Origin of the sequence: Pseudomonas putida S13.1.2 (assembly GCF_000498395.2) — a bacterium.
Classification (GTDB): domain Bacteria; phylum Pseudomonadota; class Gammaproteobacteria; order Pseudomonadales; family Pseudomonadaceae; genus Aquipseudomonas; species Aquipseudomonas putida_Q.
On the sequence record NZ_CP010979.1, the window covers coordinates 3,072,784 to 3,090,442 of the forward strand.

A 17,659-nucleotide genomic window follows, 5' to 3' on the forward strand; every position below is an offset into this window, starting at 1 on the left:
CCAGAATGCTCAAGCTAGTGTCCGGTTTTCGACCCGCTGAACCAGTCACTGCGTGTCAGCTCCCATACCTCGACCTGCATTGGCCCAGAAACAAAATATCCATCGCGGGTACTCACCCTACGCATGCCCTCATGCTCTGAAACCTTGCGCGAGGCATGGTTGGCAACGGCTTTGGGAACCTGCATGAGCGGGCGTGACAACGCCTCGAACCAATAGGCGTTGATGACCCTGCAGGCTTCGCGCATGTAGCCCATGCCCCACCACTGCGGCGCAAGCCAGAAGCCTCTGTTGTTCCCAGGCTGCTCATACAAACTGATGCTGCCAATGGTGCACTCAGCCTCGTTGCGCAGGCGGATCATCCAGTGCCATTCACGGCCCGCAGCCATGGCAGGCAGGGCAATATCCCGCACATAGACCAGCGCACCGTCTTCCGGATATGGCCATGGGACGCGACGATCGAGGTAGCGGACAACTTCCCATTGCGGGAACAACTTCTGGATTGCAGGTGCATCCTCCAGTCGCAGGGGCGTGAGTACAAGGCGATCGGTATACAGCGTCGGCAGGCAATCCATGGCATTCGTTCCTGGGCATCCTTGTGGAAGCGTCTGATAGTCTGCGATGGGTCGTTTCTTGTCGAGCGGGATAACAGCTTACCTATGTGACCTGCATCCAAACGCCTCTCAGCTGAACACCCAAAGCACGCGGGTAGGCTTGTCGGTGAGGTTGGCGTAGCGAAAACTGGCGTGGGGTTGCAGTTGAAAACTGTCACTGGCGCGCAGCGTAACCGGCTCGCCGCCACCCAGCCACACAGTCAGCTCGCCTTCGAGCACGAAGCAGCCCTGCTCCGAGCTGTCGTCCAGGTACTCCTCGCCACTGCTGGCGCCCGGTTCCAGGTGGCTATCGAGCATGGAGAAGGCCCCCGTTATCGTGGGGGATGCCAGCACATCGGTGATGCCACCGGCCAGGTGCAGCGTGCGCCGCTCGTGAGGGCGGGTGACCCAGTCGAGCTCGCGGGGCTTGTCCAGCTTGTAAAAGTAGGCGGTCGAGACGCCGAGTTCTTCGCTGATGGCTGTGAGGTCGGCCACAGTTGGGCGCGATACGCCGCGTTCGACCTGGGACAGAAAACCCACCGAACGGCCGATACGCTGCGCCAGCTCGCCCAGCGTCAGGCCTTTGAACTTGCGCAGGTCGCGAATCAGTACTGCCAGGCCTTCGATTTCTTCGTGCACTTTCATAGTTGAATCGCGACTTTCGGACGGGAAAATAATGCCCTGAAAAGTACATGATTCATCTCACAAAGCAAATTGCTTGCAGGATTTGCTGCCTGTGAGGCAAGCAATCTGGGGCCTTCCAGATTGCCGGGGCTGCTGTGCAGCCCATCGCCGGCAAGCCGGGCTCCCACAAGTACGGTGCCAACCTCAAGCATTGCGCTGGCCCTGTGGGAGCGGGTTCACCCGCGAAGAATCCAACCCGGTGTATGGCACCGGCTTTGCCGGTGTTCACGGCTAAAGCCCACACAGGTAGAGCGCATGTCTCAAGAACAGCGCGGCCCCTGTGGGAGCTGGCTTGCCGGCGATGGGCTGCGGAGCAGCCCCGGTGTCTTCAGCGGACAGCCTCGTAAGTCAGGTCCAGGCACTTGCGGGCTTTTTCCACCAGCTCGTCGATCTCTTCGATGCTGATCACCAGCGGCGGCGCAATGATCATGGTGTCGCCCACGGCGCGCATGATCAGGCCGTTTTCGAAGCAGTGCTGGCGGCAGATCATGCCGACACCTTTGCCTTCGTAACGGGCGCGGGTGGCCTTGTCTTTCACCAGCTCGATTGCGCCGAGCATGCCCAGGCCGCGCACTTCACCTACCAGCGGGTGGTCAGCCAGTTCGCGCAGGCGTTGTTGCAGATATGGCGCGGTTTTATCGTGCACCTGCGGGATGATCTGCTCGTCACGCAGGATGCGCAGGTTCTCCAGGCCCACTGCAGCCGCCACCGGGTGGCCAGAATAGGTGAAGCCGTGGTTGAAGTCGCCGCCCTCGCTGATGACCTTGGCCACTTCGTCACGCACAATCACCCCGCCCATTGGGATGTAACCAGAGGTCAGGCCCTTGGCAATGGTCATCAGGTCGGGCTTGAGGTCGTAGTAGTCGGTACCGAACCACTCACCGGTGCGGCCAAAACCGCAAATCACTTCGTCGGCAACGAACAGGATGTCGTACCTGGCCAGGATTTCCTTGACCTTCGGCCAGTAGGTTTGCGGGGGAATGATCACGCCACCGGCGCCCTGGATCGGCTCGGCGATGAAGGCGGCAACGTTGTCCACGCCAACTTCAAGGATCTTCTTCTCCAACTGCTCGGCCGCCCACACGCCGAAGTCGGCCTCGGTCATGTCGCCGCCTTCGCCGAACCAGTACGGCTGTGGGATGTGCACGATATCCGGGATCACCCCGCCCTGCTGGTGCATGCCGCTCATGCCACCCAAGGCTGCGCCCGCCACGGTCGAGCCGTGGTAACCGTTGATGCGGCCAATGATGACGTTCTTGTTCTTCTTGCCCTTCAGCGCCCAGTAATGGCGCACCATGCGCAGCACGGTGTCGTTGCCTTCGGAGCCGGAGCCGGTGAAGAACACATGGTTCATGCCTTGCGGCGCCACATCGGCGATTGCCTTGGCCAGCTCCAGCGCAGGCGGGTGCGCGGTCTGGAAGAACAGGTTGTAGTAAGGCAGCTGCTTCATCTGCTGGCTGGCAACGTCGGCAAGCTCATCGCGGCCGTAGCCGACCGCCACGCACCACAGGCCCGCCATGCCATCGAGAATCTTGTTGCCCTCGCTGTCCCACAGGTACACGCCCTTGGCCGAGGTGATGATGCGCGGGCCTTTCTCGGCCAGTTGTTTGACATCGCTGAACGGGGCCAGGTGGTGGTCGCGGCTCATCGATTGCCAGGCAAGGGTCTGCGAATTCTTTTCACTCATTGACTTCTACTCCATCAGGTTGCGCAGCCAGGCTGCGCGGGTACTTTTTATAGTTGGGAACGGTCGGTGTTCAGGCCGACAGCAACAGCCTCTGGCGCAGTACCGAGCGATGCCGGCAGGCCTTGCCAAAGGATTGGAAGATGGTCAGGTAATGCGGGTTGTCCATGACCTGGAACTCGGGGTGCCATTGCACGGCCAGGGCAAAGCCCTTGCCGTTCTCGACCGAAATCGCTTCCACCAGGCCATCGGGTGCCAGCGCCTCCACCCGTAGCCCCGGGGCCAGTACATCGATGCCCTGGCCGTGGATGGAATTGACGTCGAAGACCGCCGGCAAGCCCATGCGATCGAGCATGCCGCCGGGCTCTACATGCATGGTGTGGCGCGGCCCATACTGCTTGTCGATGGGCTCACCCTTGCCTTCGCGGTGGTCCATGAACATGCCGGTCTCGTGGACCTTCTGGTGCAGGGTGCCGCCCAGTGCCACATTCATTTCCTGGAAGCCACGGCAAATGCCGAGCACCGGCACGCCGGCGGCGATGGCCGCACGCATCAGCGGCAACGTGGTGGCATCACGCAGCGGGTCGTGATGGGTGCCCTCTGCACTGGCGGGGCCGTTGTAGTGGAACGGCTCGATGTTGGACGGCGAACCGGTGAAGATCAGCCCATCCACCACGTCGAGAATATCGGCGCTGCCCATCAGTTCACCCAGGCTGGGAATCACGATGGGCAGCCCACACGCTGCCTTGGCTGCCGCGCGCGCATACTTCTCGCTGATGGTCTGGGTTGCATGCAGCTCGATCATGCTGGTGCATGCGGTAATGCCGATAACGGGCACACGTGGCATATCTTCCTCCGACAAATCCATATTGCGCGTTGTGTTGAAAGGGAGGGTGCAGCTTCGCAGTGCGAACCTCGGCACCTACAGGAACCAGCGGTATTCGCGGGCATCGATGTGGCGCATGAAGTCCAGTTGCTCCTGGTATTTGTTTTCGCAATAAACCATCACGAACTCACTGCCCAGGCCTTCGTTGACCACCGGGTGGTGACGCATGGCGGCCAGGGCGCTCAGGGCATCCTTGGGGAAGTCGATGCCGCTCTGACGGTTTTCGTTCAGCGGGGCGATGGGCTCGACACCGCGGTCCAGGCCGTGCTCCATGCCGGTCAGGATGGCCGCCAACACCAGGTACGGGTTGGCATCGGCACCGGCGATGCGGTGTTCGATGCGCAGGTTGCGCGGGTCGGACTCGGGGATGCGAATGCACGCATCACGGTCTTCGAAGCCCCAGCTGGCCTTGCTCGCCGCGTTCACCATGGCGCCGTAGCGGCGGTAGGCATTGTGGTTGGGGGCGAAGATCGGCATGCAGTGCGGCAGCAGCTCCAGGCACCCCGCCACCGCATGGCGCAGCTTGCGCTGTTCAGCGCCGGCCAGGATGTTGTTGCCGGCAGCGTCATACAGGCTGACGTGCACATGCATGCCGCTGCCCGGCGCGTCCAGGTATGGCTTGCTCATGAAGCTGGCACGGTAGCCGTGTTTCATCGCGATACCACGGGTGCTGCGGCAGAACAGCGCCGACCAGTCCGCCGCGCTCAGGGCATCGTCGCTGTGGGAAAAGTTGATCTCGAACTGGCCGGGGCCCAGCTCTGCGGTAATGACGTTTGCCGGCACGCCCTGCTCGTTGGCGCCATCAACCATCTCGTGCAGCACCGACGAAAAACGTGATAGCCGCTCGATGTGCATGTTCGGCTGGTCATCTTCGTCCCCGGTGGCCGTGTCCCGTGGGTACTGTGGCAGGCCGTTGTCGAGCTTGCGGTCGAACAGGTAGAACTCCAGCTCGAAAGCCACCACCGGGCGGATGCCGCGTTTGGCCAGGCGCTGAATCACGCGGGCCAGCACTTCACGGGGCTCGAACTCGATAGGCTTGGCAGTGCCGTCGGAGGTAATGAGCATCTGGGCGATGACTTCCTTTTCCCAACGCACCGGCTTCAGGGTACCTGGCACCAGGCGCCGGGCAGCATCCGGGTCACCGTCGGCAAAGCAGTAGTCACCAATCGGGTAGAGGCCACCCTGGGTGCCCAGCAGCACGCAATTCTGCGGCAGCTTCAGTGGCGCACCGGCTGCAACCTTTTCCAGCATGTCCATGGGGTAGCGCTTGCCGTAGAAGTGCCCGGGGATATCCAGCGCAATCAGGTCGACGTAACGAATTTCTGGGTGCTCCGCTCGGAACGAGCGCACTTCAGCCAGCAGATCCGGAAAGATGACACTCATCTTCTTATCCTTGTGAGGTGAACGAATTCAATTGAAGACCCAGAGCACGCGGGTGGGTTTTGCCGTCAGGTTGGCGTAACGAAACTGCGCGTGGGGTTGCACCTGGAAGCAGTCGTTGGCCTGCAGGGTCACGGCCTCGCCGTCGTCCAGCCATACCGTGAGTTCGCCCTCAAGCACGAAACAACCCTGCTCGGAACGGTCACTCAGGTACGCCTCGCCACTGGTGGCGCCAGGCTCCAGATGGCTGTCGAGCATGGAAAAGGCGCCGGCAATGGTGGGCGAAGCCAGCACATCGGTAATGCCCGACTCCAGGTAAAGCGTGCGCCGCTCGTGGGGGCGCGTGACCCAACCAATGCTGCGGGGCTTGCTCAGGTTGTAGAAGTACGCGGTCGATACGCCGAGCGCTTCGCTGATGGCAGTGAGGTCCGCCACGGTAGGGCGCGAGACGCCGCGTTCAACCTGAGAGAGAAAACCTACCGAGCGGTTGATGCGCTCGGCCAGCTCGCCCAGGGTCAGGTTCTTGAATTTGCGCAGGTCGTGAATAAGGATCGCGAGGGCTTCAACCTCTTCGTGCATCTTCATCGATTGGGCTGCCGTGAAATTTTTAGAGTTATTTTTCATGAAAAATTACATGAAAATTTTCACGAGTCAAGCCGAACCCTGAATTTGGGCAGCAACGAACAGAGGGTTTGGGGTGCAAGGATCCGGATTGGCAACGGTGCCGCGGGTTTCTTTAAAGGTGCTCAGGGAGTAGCCTCGGCGGTGAATCTTCCCAGCCCGGCCATTGCCCTCGTCATGCCAAACGGTTTCCCTGAACTGCCCCCGCTTAACGCGCTACGCGTGTTCGAAGTGGTTGCCCGCCACCTCAACTTCCGCCTGGCTGCCGAGGAACTGGGTGTGACCCAGGCAGCAGTTGCTCAACAGATTCGTGGGCTGGAAGCGAACCTTAACCTTCGTTTGTTCGAGCGCCTGCCACGGGGCCTGGCGCTGACCGATGCGGGCCTGGGCTACAGCGCCAGCATTCGCAGCGCCTTGGCGATGATCGATGAAGCCACCCGCCTGCTCCGGCCGCAGACGGCTCACCTGACGGTCAGCGTTACCCCTACCTTTGCCTCCAAATGGCTTATTCCCAGGCTGGGCAGCTTTGCGCAAAAACATCCAGACATTGATCTGCGTGTGCTGGCCACAGATCGACTGTCGCACTTCAGCACCGATGGCGTGGATATCGCAGTGCGCTATGGCAAGCCCGAAATCGGCGCGGGTTTGAACAGCGAACTGTTGATGGAGGAGCGCATCGTCGCCGTGGCCAGTCCAAAGCTGTTTGAAGGCACTCATGCCCCCGCCAGCTTTGCCCAGCTTCAAGAATTCATCATGCTGCACGATGCCCATAATTTCTGGCCTCAGTACCTTGCTGCAGTGTTCCCGCAACATGCGCAACCGACTGCGAAAAACCTGCGGTTCAATCAAACCTCCCTGGCCATCGATGCGGCCATCAGTGGTCAGGGTATTGCTTTGGCCAGCCTGGCGTTCGTCAGCGATGAAATCGTTGCGGGCAGGCTGGTGCAGGTCTTCGGTCAGCAGCTCAGGCTCGATAAGTCGTTCTATCTGGTGTGGCCACGCAAGCTGCAGCAGCCTGAATCGCTAGGCATAGTGCAGCGCTGGCTAAAGCAACAGGCTGACAATAGTTAATCTACTGCCATGGTAAAGTTTGGCTGCCTCCCTCGCCGCCGGGGCTACTGCTAAGGTGAGTGCACCTAAGCAATCAGCCGTTCACGTTGGAGGCAGCATGTCAGTAGAAAAAGTTGCGATTATCACAGCCGGTGGCAGCGGCATGGGTGCGGCGGCAGCACGACGCCTGGCCGCTGACGGCTTCAAGGTTGGCATCCTTTCCTCCTCGGGCAAGGGCGAAGCACTGGCTGCCGAACTTGGCGGCATTGGCGTGACCGGCAGCAACCAGTCGGTTGAAGACCTGAAGCGCCTGGTAGATGCCGTAGTGGAAAAGTGGGGCCGCATCGACGTGCTGGTCAACAGCGCTGGCCATGGCCCGCGCGCGCCGATCCTGGAGATCAGCGACGAAGACTGGCACAAGGGCATGGACACCTACCTGCTCAATGTCATCCGCCCGACCCGCTTGGTCACGCCTTACATGCAGCGCCAAAAAGGGGGCGTGATCATTAACATTTCCACTGCCTGGGCGTTCGAGCCGAATGAGCTGTTCCCGACCTCTGCTGTATTCCGTTCGGGCCTGGCCGCCTTCACCAAGATCTTCGCCGACAATTTTGCCGGGGATAACGTGCGGATCAACAACGTCCTCCCCGGCTGGATCGACAGCCTGCCAGCCACCGAACAACGCCGTGACAGCGTGCCGCTCAAACGCTATGGCACCAGCGAGGAAATCGCCGCCACTATCGCGTTTCTGGCCAGCGAAGGCGCTGCCTACATCACCGGGCAGAACATCAAGGTAGACGGCGGCCTGACGCGCAGCGTGTAAATGCCTGTGGCCGTGGTGTGCGCTGCTGCGGTCCTGCGAGGGGCCGCGCAAGCCAGGGAATGAGACAAGTTACTTGCTGGCGACCGATTGATTAACGAGCGGACAGCTCTGGGCGTTAAGAAAACGCGATTTCTTCAGCCAGTCTTGCTGGGGATAATAGGCAAACACGTAGCTGCCGCGCTGCAGCGTTTCGATCAGCTTGCCAGCAATTGCTGGCCGCACGGCTGGGCAGCCCTGGCTGCGCCCCAGGCGCCCGAGGCCGGGCACGACCTTGGGGTCGGCATACGCAGCGGCATGCATCACAATCGCCCGAGACATGCTGTTGTCGTTGAACCCCGGCTCCAGCCCTTGCAGGCGCAGCGAGCGCCCGTGCTTGCCGCTGTAGGTCTGACCGGTTTCATACAGGCCGATGGAGGACTGGTAGCTGTTCGGCGCATTGGAAAACGTGGTCGGCACATCAGCGCCGCTGTTCTTGCCATGGGCGACCCACTCCTCGAACAACAGCTTCCTGGCGCGCAGGTCGAACACCCACAGGCGTTTGTCACGGGAAGCCTTGGAGTAATCGATCACCGTCAGCAACTTGTCCGCGTCGCTGTGACTGGCGCACGCGTAGGCGGTGAGTGCCAGGGCCAGGGTCGAAAGGCTGGCGTTAGGGGCCAACTGCTGCAGCTCGGCAGCGCTAGGCAGGGGTTGCGCGTAGGCAGCATGCCAAGCGCTGAGGAAAAACAGGCCAATACTGGCCGCTGAGAGCCGGAAGGCTCCCCGCAATGGTTCGAACATCGACATGGAATACCCTGTTGAAAACCTGTCTTTTCTTGCCTTGTTTGCAGCCAAAAGCGGCTACTTTGCTTGATTACCTCAGGAAAGCCGATCACTTCTTGACCAATGGTTTAGATTCTTCACTGCCTTCGGTGCTGATCACCGTGAATTTTCCTTCGGTGCGGGTTTCCCGGGTCGACGCCCAGTCGGTGATCACCAGCATCGTGCCGACGTCCATCGCCGTACGTAAATGACGGCGAAACTCCGGGTTGATGTTCAGCTGCCCCAGTTGTTCATAGGGCGTATTCCCGTACTCCGGGTTGCTCAGGCCCACCACCGACCACCGTAAGGGTAGCGCGCCATCGAGTGCCAGGGCGGATGGTTTTTGCAGCAGTGAATACACCGCCATGCCACTGCGGTGCTGGCTGCCTGCAGGCGAAAGTGCTGGCGCCGAGCCGACCAACTGGCCACCGCGATACACGTAGGCACGCAAGTCGGCGCGGCTGATCAGGATCGACAGGGGCCCTGCCGTGGGGTCTGGGTCGTTCCAGAATTGCTGGTTGCTCAGCATCAGCGGGCCTTGGGCCTTGCCATCGCTGACCGTGGGCGCCAGCACACCGGGGTGGTAGACCTCCACCGGGGCACTGCTGGTATCGGAAACGATGACGGTAGTCGAACTGAAGCCGGTGACTTCGTACAGCTTCTTGGCAAAGTCCATCGGCAGCCGCACGCAACCATGCGAGGCGGGGTACCCCGGTAGATGGCCTGCGTGCAGGGCAATGCCGTCCCACGTCAGGCGCTCCATGTAGGGCATCGGTGCGCTGTTGTAGAGGCTGGACTTATGCTCGACCTTCTTCTGCAGAATGCTAAATACCCCGGTGGGGGTTTCCCGCCCTGGCTTGCCGCTGCTCACGGTGCTGACGCCGATGGCAATGCCATTGCGATAAACGTAGGCACGTTGCTCGGTAAGGCTGACCACCACGGTCACCGGCCCCACCGGCGAAACCTGCGGGTACCAGAGAAACTGGCCAGGCTTGAGGCTTTCAAGCTGGCTCCTGAGTGCGGCCGGTGTGGGCACCTGCAGTGGAGCCGCTTCGACCAAGGCAGCGCTGAGTAACAGACCCAGTCCAAGCGTTACATGCAACATCCTATTGCCCCCCATAGAACCCTGCCGCCAGCTTAGTCGGAATACTCCCCGCAAAGCCAACCGTTCAACACGCCGGCCCAGGCTGTAGGGCCAGCATGCGCCCGCACCTGGTGCAACTGGTAACAAATCCGCACACTAAATGTGCACAAAATTCCCACTTCAACGTGCAAACCATCACGCAAAAACCCGAATGAAGGCCAGAGATCCGTGGAGCCCGCCGTAAGCGCGGGCTGGTATGAATCTTGTTTGTATACAAGACCAAAAATAAAAGTACACAACCATCACGGAGTTCCGATGGCGTCGATTTCACGTTCCGATGTTGACCAGCTCGATGCTCTCCCCGCCGATACGGCTGGGCCCAGTCAGCTGGCGTTGAGCCCCCGCCTGTACAGTGCCGACCTTGCACCCACCCGCGCAGCAAATCGCACCTGGGGGCGCTACAGCCTGTTTGCGCTGTGGACCAACGATGTGCATAACATCGCCAACTACTCCTTCGCCATCGGCCTGTTCGCCCTGGGCATGAGCGGCGCGCAGATCCTCGGCGCCTTCGCGCTCGGCGCGCTGGTGATCTACGGCCTGATGAACCTGTCCGGCTACATGGGCCAGAAGACCGGCCTGCCCTACCCCGTCCTGTGCCGGATCAGCTTCGGCATCCATGGGGCGCAGATCCCGGCACTGATCCGCGCAGTGATCGCCATTGCCTGGTTCGGCATCCAGACCTACCTCGCCTCGGTCGTCCTGCGCGTGCTGCTGACCGCCATCGCACCGGACCTCAAGGCCTACGACCAGAACTCGATCCTCGGCCTGTCGACCCTGGGCTGGGTCACCTTCCTCGGCATCTGGTGCGTACAGGTGGCGATCTTCGCCTACGGCATGGAGATGGTGCGGCGCTTCGAGTCCATCACCGGGCCGATCATCCTGGTGGCTTTCGCCTGCCTGGCGGGCTGGATGTACTGGCGCAGTGGCCTGTCGATTGCCTGGTCGAGCGGCAACGCACCAACCGGCTCCACAATGTGGCTGAAGGTGCTCGGCGCCGCTGCGTTGTGGGTCTCGCTGTACGGCACCATGATTCTCAACTTCTGCGACTTTACCCGTAACTGCCCGGACAGGCGCACCATCAGCGTGGGCAACTTCTGGGGCCTGCCGGTGAACATGCTCGGCTTCGCGCTGATCGCCGTGGTGCTCGCCGGTGCGCAGTTCAGCATCGATGGCAAGCTGGTGCAGGGCCCGACCGAAATCGTCGCCGCCATCCCCAACACCGCCGGCCTGGTGCTGGCCTGCCTGGCCTTCCTGATCGTCACCGTGGCAGTGAACATCATGGCCAACTTCGTCGCCCCCGCCTACGTGCTCGCCAACCTGGCGCCAAACCTGCTGAACTTCCGCCGCGCAGGCCTGCTCAGCGCCGCCATCGCGGTGGTGATCCTGCCGTGGCACCTGTACAACAGCCCGTCCGTGATCGTGTATTTCCTTGGCGGCCTGGGCGCCTTGCTCGGCCCGCTGTACGGCATCATCGTCACCGACTATTACCTGGTACGCCGCAGCCGGGTGAACCTGCCGCAGCTGTATAGCGAAAGCCCGGAGGCCGCCTACCACTTCAGCGGCGGGGTCAACCTGCGCGCCGTCGCGGCGTTTATCCCCGCTGCGCTGATCGCCATCGTGCTGGCGCTGGTGCCGGCGTTCGAGACGCTATCGCAGTTCTCCTGGTTCTTCGGGGCGGGTTTGGGCGGGTTGATTCATTACGCGATCGCCAATCGCAGCATCAAGCACGTGGAAGTATCCGGCGAAAGCATCGCGGTAGATAGCGCGCAGCACTGACCGGCGCAACAAGAAGGGACAAGGTTCATCGCGCTTTGGGGCACGATGAACCTTTTGTTGAGTACTACTGCTTGATCAGATCGCTAGGCTTCCAGCTCTGGTCGAAAAACGCCTGTTTCGGCCCGTACAGCCGCACAATCACCAGGAAGCCTTTGCCCGGTACCGTACGAATCCAGTTTTTCCCTGAACCTGGTGATTCTGGGCCGAAGTAGATGTCGGTGGAGCCGTCGCTGTTCTGCGCTGGCTTGTCCATCTGGTTGAGCGACGGGAACGGCTGGCCATTGTCCAGCCCCGAGGCGGTCAGGTTGTCGTAGGCAGTCACCGACCAGAACAACGCCGCCGGCACATTTGCCGGAAGATTGAGCTTGTAGGTGTGGGCACCGCGCGGTCCTTCGGCATCGACGGGCGCAACTCTGCGATACAGGTAATTCAGCCGTATGCCGATGTCAGCGCATCATTCGACGATGCGCGTTTTTTCGACGGGACCAAGCACAATGGCGGCATGGGTGACGTGCAGTTGGTGTTCGTGCATAACCTGTTTGGCGGGCCGGCGCTGACCCAGGAAGAGTTCGCCACCTGGCAGCCCGAGACGTTCCTGACCGGGGCCTTGTGGGTTACGGCCCCCACCGGCGACTACGACAAGAAGCGCATCATCAATATCGGCGCCAACCGCTGGGTGTTCAAACCGGAGCTGGCATTTGGCACGCCCATCGGGCCGACCTGGCTGGAGGTGAACACCTACGTGTCGCTGTATGGCGACAATGAGGATTACCTGGGCGACAACAAGCTTGAGCAGAAGCCGCTGTATGCCGTCGAAGGGCACTACAGCTACAGCTTCAACCGTGCGCTGTGGGCCTCTCTCGACGCCACCTACAACAAAGGTGGGGAAACCAGAATCAATGGCGTGAACCAGGATAACCAGCAAGAGAACACACTGCTGGGTGCCAGCCTGGGCTTCATGCTATCGCCCCAGTTCGGCGGGTTGATTGCCTATTCGGACACTGTCTCCGAGCGCACAGGTTCACCGGATGTGAACACCTGGACATTGCGCTTGCAGTACGCGTGGTGAGGACTTCAATCAGCGTACGACCTGCGTTCAACGTTATTCAGGGCGAACCTCAAGGCAGGCAAGGCATTGGAGCAGCCTAGTGCCGCGACAGTCTGCAAAGCGGCCCCGGCTGTCTGCATTTACGCATGACCCGTGGAGCCGCTGCATGCCTATCGAGACAAAGGCGCCCCGGCAGAAGCTGGCGGAAATCGATTACCAGTTGTAGGTAACAGTCCCGTACACCGTACGCTGCTGCCCATACTGGCAACCCACGTTGCTGAAGCAGCCGGCCACGTAGTCCTCGTCGAACAGGTTGGTGGCGTTCAGTGACACTTCCACCCCATCCAGCGACGTGTCCACCTTGCCCAGGCTGTAGGCCACCAGCGCGTCAACCACCGTGTAGCTGTCGACCTTGAAGCTGTTGGCCGTGTCACCGTAGGTACTGCCCACGTAACGGGCGCCGGCGCCAATACGCAGGCCTTCCAGCAGGCCGCCCTGGAAGCTGTAGTCACCCCAGATCGAGGCCATGTGCTCGGGGATGCGGAACGGCGTGTTGCCCTTGGTGCCTATGTCCGACTTGGTCACCTCGACATCATTCCAGGTGTAGCTGCCGATCACGTTGAAGCCCTTGCTGATCTCGGTCTTGGCTTCCAGCTCCACACCCTGGGAACGCACCTCGCCATCTTGGCGGGAGAAGCCGTTGACGTTCTCGGTGGCGTTCTGCTTGGTCAGGTCGAACACCGCCAGGGTGTACAAGCTGTTGGAGCCCGGCGGCTCGTACTTCACACCCACTTCATACTGCTTGCCGACCTCGGGGTCGAGTTGCGAGTTGTTGGCGGTCACGCCCATCACCGGCAGGAACGACTCGCTGTAGCTGGCATAGGGGGCAAGGCCGTTGTCGAACAGGTAGACGATACCGGCGCGGCCGCTGAACTTCTCGTCCTTCTGCGTCTGCGGGGCGCGGTCGTCCTTCTGGTTGTTGGCCCAGTCGTAGCGGCCACCGAGCAGGAACACCCACTTGTCGATCTTGAGTTGATCCTGCAGGTACAGGCCGGTCTGCGACAGCTTCTGTTCGTAGCTGGCGCGGCTGAACGGGGTGAAGCCCAACGGCTGGCCATACACCGGGTTGTACACATCAAAGGTGCCGTTGATCAGATTCAGCGCCTGGTCCTGGTCGAACTTGCCGTTGTTGTAGTCCACGCCAGTCAGCAGGGTGTGTTCCACCGGGCCGGTAGCGAAGTTGGCCTGCACCTGGTTGTCCATGGTGAACAGGCGGCCATCGCCCTTGCGCTCATCGGCGTAGCGCATGTACTCGTCGCCCACCGGCATGAGGATGGCAATCTCCGCGCTGGACTGGCGGTAGTCGCTGTAGCGCACGTTCTGGCGCAGGGTCCAGATCTCGTCCAGGTGGTGCTCGAACACATAGCCCAGCGAGGTCTTCTCGTTGGTCATGTAGTCATAGGCGCTGTCGCCGACATAGGTATCACGGTCCAGGCGGCCGCGCGGGTCGTGGAACACCGTGCCCTGGGCCGGCAGCGGGTTGGCGAAGTTGCCGGTCTGCTTCTGGTACTCGGCCAGCACGGTCAGCTCGGTGTCGGCGTTGGGCCGGAAACTCACCGCTGGCGCCAGGTACTCGCGGCGGTTGGTGATGTGATCGGCCTGGGCATCGGCTTCGCGGAACAGGCCGGTCAGGCGGTAGCTCCACACGCCCTCCTCGTCCAGCTTGTCACCCAGGTCGAAGGCCGCCTGCTTGTAGTCGTGGTTGCCTCCCTGCACCTGCACCTGGCGCAGCGGCTCGGTGGTCGGGCGTTTGCTCACCAGGTTGATCTGGCCACCGGGGTCGGAGGCACCGTACAGCACTGAGCTTGCCCCGCGCAGCACTTCGATGCGCTCCAGGCCATAGGGTTCAGGGGCGTCCCACCCTAGAAAGTCCGGCAGAAAGGTACGGGTGCCATCGCGCAGCATGCGCCCGGTGCCCTGCTGGAAGCCGCGGATGGTCAGCTGGTCGGTGACGAACTGCGGGCCGGCAAGCTCCGCGTTGATGCCCGGGGTGTAACGCAGGGCCTGGGCCACGGTCTTGGGCTGCTGGGCCTGGATCTGCTCGCGGGTCACCACCGACACCGAGTACGGGGTCTCCAGGATTGGCGTGTCGGTCTTGGTACCCGCCGAAGCGCGCTTGGCCACGTAGCCGTCATCCGGCGTCACCGAGCTGTAGGCCTGGCCGGAGATACTGGTGCTCGGCAGCATCAATGCCGCATCGTCACTGCTGCCCTGCAAGGTTACGTGGTTGCCTTCGATGCGGTAGGCGATCGAGGTGCCCTGCAGCAATTGGCGCAGCGCCTCTTCCGGCTCCATCTGCCCCGACACGCCGCGGCTGCGCAGGCCCGAGACGGTGTCCTGTTTGTAGATGATCTGCAGGTTGGCCTGGTTGCCCAGGTCGGACAGCGCCGAGGCCAGCGGTTTGGGCGGGATGTCGATGCGCACAGGCTCGGCCTGGACCGGCTGCGCGGCGGCGATGGCCAGGCCCAGGGTGGCGGCGGCGATGCAGCGGCGCAGTCGGCAGGCCGGTTGATTCAACGAAAAGGCGCTCATGATGCTCCTGACGATTATGGTTATGTTGGCGTTTTGATGAGGTTCTGGCGCCTGGCCAGCGGGCATACCACGCAGCGCTGCAACGGCAGGCGCTCACGCAGGCAGCAAACCCGCCGCGTCACCCCGACGGCATCGCGCCGCAGGGCTGCACGCAAGGCACCACAGGCATCCTGCCGTCGGGTATCGCGAAAGTGCGCGCGTGCTTCCCCCAGCGCGCGGTCCGGCAGGCAGGCCTGGGCCATGTCCAGCACCCAATCGATGCACAGCGCCACGTTGCCCCACAGCAGCCGCGGCGCCAGCCCGGTGTGCGCGGCGAAGCGGCTGATCGAGGGCTGCAGCAGTTGTTCGTGCAGCAGGTCCAGCAGGCGCGCGCCATTGCGTTCGCCGGGCACCGCGCCTGTGGGCTGCGGCAGGTGCAGCTCGGCCGGCGCGCCTTGGACATCCACGGTCATGCGCAGCCGGGCGGGGTCCAGGCTCGGCGGTTCGGCCTCCAGCAGCCCCCCCAGTAACAGCGGCGGCAGCAGCAGCGCGCAACTTTCCTGGTGCCACTGCGAAGCCACCGCCCGCGGGTCGGCCTGAGGCCAGGTGCGGGCATAGCGCGCCAGGGCAGCGCCTAGCAGTTCGGGCTCCAGCCAGCGGTTCAGCGACGGCGCGTCGCTGTGCGGCAACTGCCGCCAGCGTGCGGCCAGGGGCTGCAGGTCCGCCGGCAGGCGCTCGGCCAGCGTCACGTCAGGTCGGCCTCGGTGGCGCCGGCGTGCTGGCGTACCAGGCGACCCTGCTCGATGCGCAGCAAGGTGTCGGCAGCGTCGAAGTAACGGTCATCGTGGGAAATCACCACGATGGTCTTGCCCAGGCGCTGCAGGTCGGGCAGCAGCTCGGTGTAAAAGATGCGGCGGAAGGTCGGGTCCTGGTCAGCGGCCCACTCGTCGAACACCAGCACCGGGCGGCCTTCGGTCCAGGCCTGCAGCAGCGCCAAGCGCTTGCGCTGGCCGGTGGACAGGTCGAGGGTGGAGAAGCGGCCATCATCGAGGCTGACCTTGTGGGCGATCTCCAGGCGCTCCAGGTAGGCCATGGCATCGGCCGGAACATCGCCGCCGGCCTGCACCAGGTCCTCGAACAGGAAGAAGTCCGACAGCACGGTGGTGAACAGCTGGCGGTAATCGTCACGCTGCTGTTCACCCACCGGTGCGCCGTCCAGCAGCACGCTGCCGCTTTGCGGCACGTACAGGCCCAGCAGCAGCTTGATCAGGGTGGTCTTGCCGCCGCCGTTCTCGCCGACGATGAACACGATCTCGCCCTTGCGCAGCGACAGGTTGACCGGGCCGATGGCAAAGCCCGGGGCGCCCTCCTCGGTGGTGTACTGGTAGTGCACGTCGCGCAACTCGATGCTGTCGATGGCGGTGCGTGCCGGGGCGTCCTTGGCCTCGCGCAGGCATGGCTCGGGCGAGGTGAACAGCTCTGAAAGCTCCGCCACCCGGCGGAAGGCCACCTGGGCGCGGCCGATGTTCGGCAGCGTGCCCAGCAGGTGTTCCAGCGGGCCTTTCATATACAGCAACACCAGGATGAAACCGCTGAGGGTGGCGGTGCTGGTGCTCGGCCACATGGCCTGGAACCCCAGCGCCACGCCGATGACGATGAAGAAAAGGGTCGAACCCACGCCCTTGGCCACGACGAATTGATTGATCGAGTTGACCTGTTTCTGGCAAATCGCGTCAGCAGTCCCTTCGATGCTCTCGCCCAGCAGGCGCAGGCGGCGCGGGCGGTTGATGCGCAGCTCCTTGGCGCCCTCGGCGATGGAGCGGTACTGCTTTTGCAGGTCGTCTTCCAGATCCCGGGCCTCGAAGAAGCCCTTGATACCCCGGGAGCGGGCATAGAACTGCGCCACCGAGCCCAGCAGGATGGCAACGGTGGTGGTGATGAACATGGCCGGCGACAGCTGCACCAGGTACACCAGGCAGCCCAGGGTCACGCTGGCCGACACTGCCAGCGGTGCGAAGGCGAAGGCGAAATCGCTGATGGTATCGACGTCGTGGGTCAGCACCGGGATCAACCGGTGGCTGCGGTAACGCTCCAACTGGTCGATCGGCGCGCTGAGGATCTTCAGCCCCAGCGACTTGCGCAGCCGGGCGATCACATGCTGGCCGACGTAGTTGGTGCCGATGTCCGAGACCACCGAGCCCAGCAGTGCCAGCAGGCACAGGCCGGCAAAGCCCAGCAGCAGGCCACGGCTGGCGCCACCTTCGGTGTGCAGGGCATGGTTGATGGTGGCCAGCAGGCCGGTGATGCTCAGGCCGCCGAGAATACCCAGCACGGTGGAGACCAGCAGCAGCGGCCAGAACGGCCGCAGGATCTGGGTCAGTTCACGCAGGTTGGTGTTAGGGGGAGTGCTCATCGTCGGAGTTCCAGGCGGGTCTTGCCTAAACGACGAATGAGGTTGGCTTTTGTTCAGCGAATTTTCTGAGTGATCTGCGGGTGCCGACGCGCTGGCTACCAGGAACCGGTAACGATGCGATCTTTGCGGGGGATACCGGCTTGTGCTGCCTGTACTGGCCTCATCGCCGGCAAGCCTGCCCCTGCAGG

At 62.4% G+C, this 17,659-nt stretch carries 14 protein-coding genes and 2 pseudogenes; 4 read left to right on the top strand and 12 right to left on the bottom strand.

Going from position 1 to position 17,659, the window contains the following annotated elements:
• Nucleotides 1-14 precede the first annotated feature (14 nt).
• The 6 genes from N805_RS13695 to N805_RS13720 all read right to left on the bottom strand — a co-directional run bounded on the left by N805_RS13695 (nt 15) and on the right by N805_RS13720 (nt 5,809).
• The gene (locus tag N805_RS13695) at nt 15-572 is read right to left on the bottom strand and encodes a GNAT family N-acetyltransferase (protein WP_019473168.1); all 558 of its coding nucleotides are present in this window, start codon (nt 570-572) and stop codon (nt 15-17) included.
• A gap of 108 nt (nt 573-680) precedes the next feature.
• A complete protein-coding gene (locus N805_RS13700) occupies nt 681-1,235 on the bottom strand; it encodes a helix-turn-helix domain-containing protein (protein WP_016485777.1) in 555 nt (184 codons plus the stop codon).
• A gap of 367 nt (nt 1,236-1,602) precedes the next feature.
• On the bottom strand, nt 1,603-2,961 hold the full coding sequence (locus N805_RS13705) for an aspartate aminotransferase family protein (protein ID WP_019473167.1): 1,359 nt from the start codon (nt 2,959-2,961) through the stop codon (nt 1,603-1,605).
• A gap of 70 nt (nt 2,962-3,031) precedes the next feature.
• Nucleotides 3,032-3,805 (bottom strand): gamma-glutamyl-gamma-aminobutyrate hydrolase family protein, encoded by a 774-nt coding sequence (locus N805_RS13710; RefSeq protein ID WP_019473166.1) that lies wholly within the window; start codon nt 3,803-3,805, stop codon nt 3,032-3,034.
• Nucleotides 3,806-3,880: 75 nt separating this feature from the next.
• Nucleotides 3,881-5,227, bottom strand: a complete 1,347-nt coding sequence (locus N805_RS13715) for a glutamine synthetase family protein (RefSeq protein WP_019473165.1) — start codon at nt 5,225-5,227, stop codon at nt 3,881-3,883.
• A gap of 27 nt (nt 5,228-5,254) precedes the next feature.
• On the bottom strand, nt 5,255-5,809 hold the full coding sequence (locus tag N805_RS13720; RefSeq protein WP_019473164.1) for a helix-turn-helix domain-containing protein: 555 nt from the start codon (nt 5,807-5,809) through the stop codon (nt 5,255-5,257).
• A gap of 213 nt (nt 5,810-6,022) precedes the next feature.
• On the opposite strand from N805_RS13720, the gene gcvA reads away from it, so the two are divergent.
• Together gcvA and N805_RS13730 are read left to right on the top strand one after the other, a co-directional pair.
• Nucleotides 6,023-6,916: a transcriptional regulator GcvA gene (gcvA, locus tag N805_RS13725; RefSeq protein WP_033692689.1), complete on the top strand. Its 894-nt coding sequence runs from the start codon at nt 6,023-6,025 to the stop codon at nt 6,914-6,916.
• Nucleotides 6,917-7,013: 97 nt separating this feature from the next.
• Entirely contained in the window at nt 7,014-7,718 is a 705-nt protein-coding gene (locus N805_RS13730) for an SDR family oxidoreductase (protein ID WP_019473162.1), read from the top strand.
• 69 nt (nt 7,719-7,787) lie between these two features.
• Here N805_RS13730 and N805_RS13735 read toward each other — a convergent pair whose 3' ends face one another.
• Both N805_RS13735 and N805_RS13740 read right to left on the bottom strand, forming a co-directional pair.
• Entirely contained in the window at nt 7,788-8,498 is a 711-nt protein-coding gene (locus tag N805_RS13735; RefSeq protein ID WP_371113240.1) for a murein L,D-transpeptidase catalytic domain family protein, read from the bottom strand.
• 91 nt (nt 8,499-8,589) lie between these two features.
• Nucleotides 8,590-9,624: a L,D-transpeptidase gene (locus tag N805_RS13740; RefSeq protein ID WP_019473160.1), complete on the bottom strand. Its 1,035-nt coding sequence runs from the start codon at nt 9,622-9,624 to the stop codon at nt 8,590-8,592.
• Between the two features lie 294 nt (nt 9,625-9,918).
• Between N805_RS13740 and N805_RS13745 the strand changes: the two genes are divergently transcribed.
• Nucleotides 9,919-11,439, top strand: coding sequence for an NCS1 family nucleobase:cation symporter-1 (locus tag N805_RS13745; protein WP_019473159.1), 1,521 nt, complete (start codon nt 9,919-9,921; stop codon nt 11,437-11,439).
• 64 nt (nt 11,440-11,503) lie between these two features.
• On the opposite strand, the pseudogene N805_RS13750 reads toward N805_RS13745, so the two are convergent.
• Nucleotides 11,504-11,824: pseudogene (locus tag N805_RS13750) on the bottom strand (DUF1214 domain-containing protein); the annotation flags it as partial.
• Here N805_RS13750 and N805_RS13755 point away from each other — a divergent pair.
• Nucleotides 11,822-12,508, top strand: a pseudogene (locus tag N805_RS13755) (transporter); the annotation flags it as partial. The pseudogenes N805_RS13750 and N805_RS13755 sit on opposite strands and share 3 nt — an antisense overlap.
• A gap of 192 nt (nt 12,509-12,700) precedes the next feature.
• Here N805_RS13755 and N805_RS13760 read toward each other — a convergent pair.
• Genes N805_RS13760 through N805_RS13770 form a run of 3 tightly spaced genes read right to left on the bottom strand, consistent with a single transcriptional unit; the run spans nt 12,701 to nt 17,471 of the window.
• Nucleotides 12,701-15,079 (bottom strand): TonB-dependent siderophore receptor, encoded by a 2,379-nt coding sequence (locus tag N805_RS13760; RefSeq protein ID WP_019473156.1) that lies wholly within the window; start codon nt 15,077-15,079, stop codon nt 12,701-12,703.
• 20 nt (nt 15,080-15,099) lie between these two features.
• Complete coding sequence (fhuF, locus tag N805_RS13765) at nt 15,100-15,807, bottom strand: siderophore-iron reductase FhuF (protein ID WP_019473155.1); 708 nt, start codon at nt 15,805-15,807, stop codon at nt 15,100-15,102.
• Entirely contained in the window at nt 15,804-17,471 is a 1,668-nt protein-coding gene (locus N805_RS13770) for a cyclic peptide export ABC transporter (protein WP_019473154.1), read from the bottom strand. Before N805_RS13770 ends, fhuF begins: the two co-directional genes overlap by 4 nt.
• Nucleotides 17,472-17,659: the final 188 nt, after the last annotated feature.

What these genes read in the sequence shown, in the direction of transcription:
- N805_RS13695 (WP_019473168.1), bottom strand. Translation starts at nt 572, where the DNA reads ATGGATTGCCTGCCGACGCTGTATACCGATCGCCTTGTACTCACGCCC.
- N805_RS13700 (WP_016485777.1), bottom strand. Translation starts at nt 1,235, where the DNA reads ATGAAAGTGCACGAAGAAATCGAAGGCCTGGCAGTACTGATTCGCGAC.
- N805_RS13705 (WP_019473167.1), bottom strand. Translation starts at nt 2,961, where the DNA reads ATGAGTGAAAAGAATTCGCAGACCCTTGCCTGGCAATCGATGAGCCGC.
- N805_RS13710 (WP_019473166.1), bottom strand. Translation starts at nt 3,805, where the DNA reads ATGCCACGTGTGCCCGTTATCGGCATTACCGCATGCACCAGCATGATC.
- N805_RS13715 (WP_019473165.1), bottom strand. Translation starts at nt 5,227, where the DNA reads ATGAGTGTCATCTTTCCGGATCTGCTGGCTGAAGTGCGCTCGTTCCGA.
- N805_RS13720 (WP_019473164.1), bottom strand. Translation starts at nt 5,809, where the DNA reads ATGAAGATGCACGAAGAGGTTGAAGCCCTCGCGATCCTTATTCACGAC.
- gcvA (WP_033692689.1), top strand. Translation starts at nt 6,023, where the DNA reads ATGCCAAACGGTTTCCCTGAACTGCCCCCGCTTAACGCGCTACGCGTG.
- N805_RS13730 (WP_019473162.1), top strand. Translation starts at nt 7,014, where the DNA reads ATGTCAGTAGAAAAAGTTGCGATTATCACAGCCGGTGGCAGCGGCATG.
- N805_RS13735 (WP_371113240.1), bottom strand. Translation starts at nt 8,498, where the DNA reads ATGTTCGAACCATTGCGGGGAGCCTTCCGGCTCTCAGCGGCCAGTATT.
- N805_RS13740 (WP_019473160.1), bottom strand. Translation starts at nt 9,624, where the DNA reads ATGTTGCATGTAACGCTTGGACTGGGTCTGTTACTCAGCGCTGCCTTG.
- N805_RS13745 (WP_019473159.1), top strand. Translation starts at nt 9,919, where the DNA reads ATGGCGTCGATTTCACGTTCCGATGTTGACCAGCTCGATGCTCTCCCC.
- N805_RS13760 (WP_019473156.1), bottom strand. Translation starts at nt 15,079, where the DNA reads ATGAGCGCCTTTTCGTTGAATCAACCGGCCTGCCGACTGCGCCGCTGC.
- N805_RS13770 (WP_019473154.1), bottom strand. Translation starts at nt 17,471, where the DNA reads ATGAGCACTCCCCCTAACACCAACCTGCGTGAACTGACCCAGATCCTG.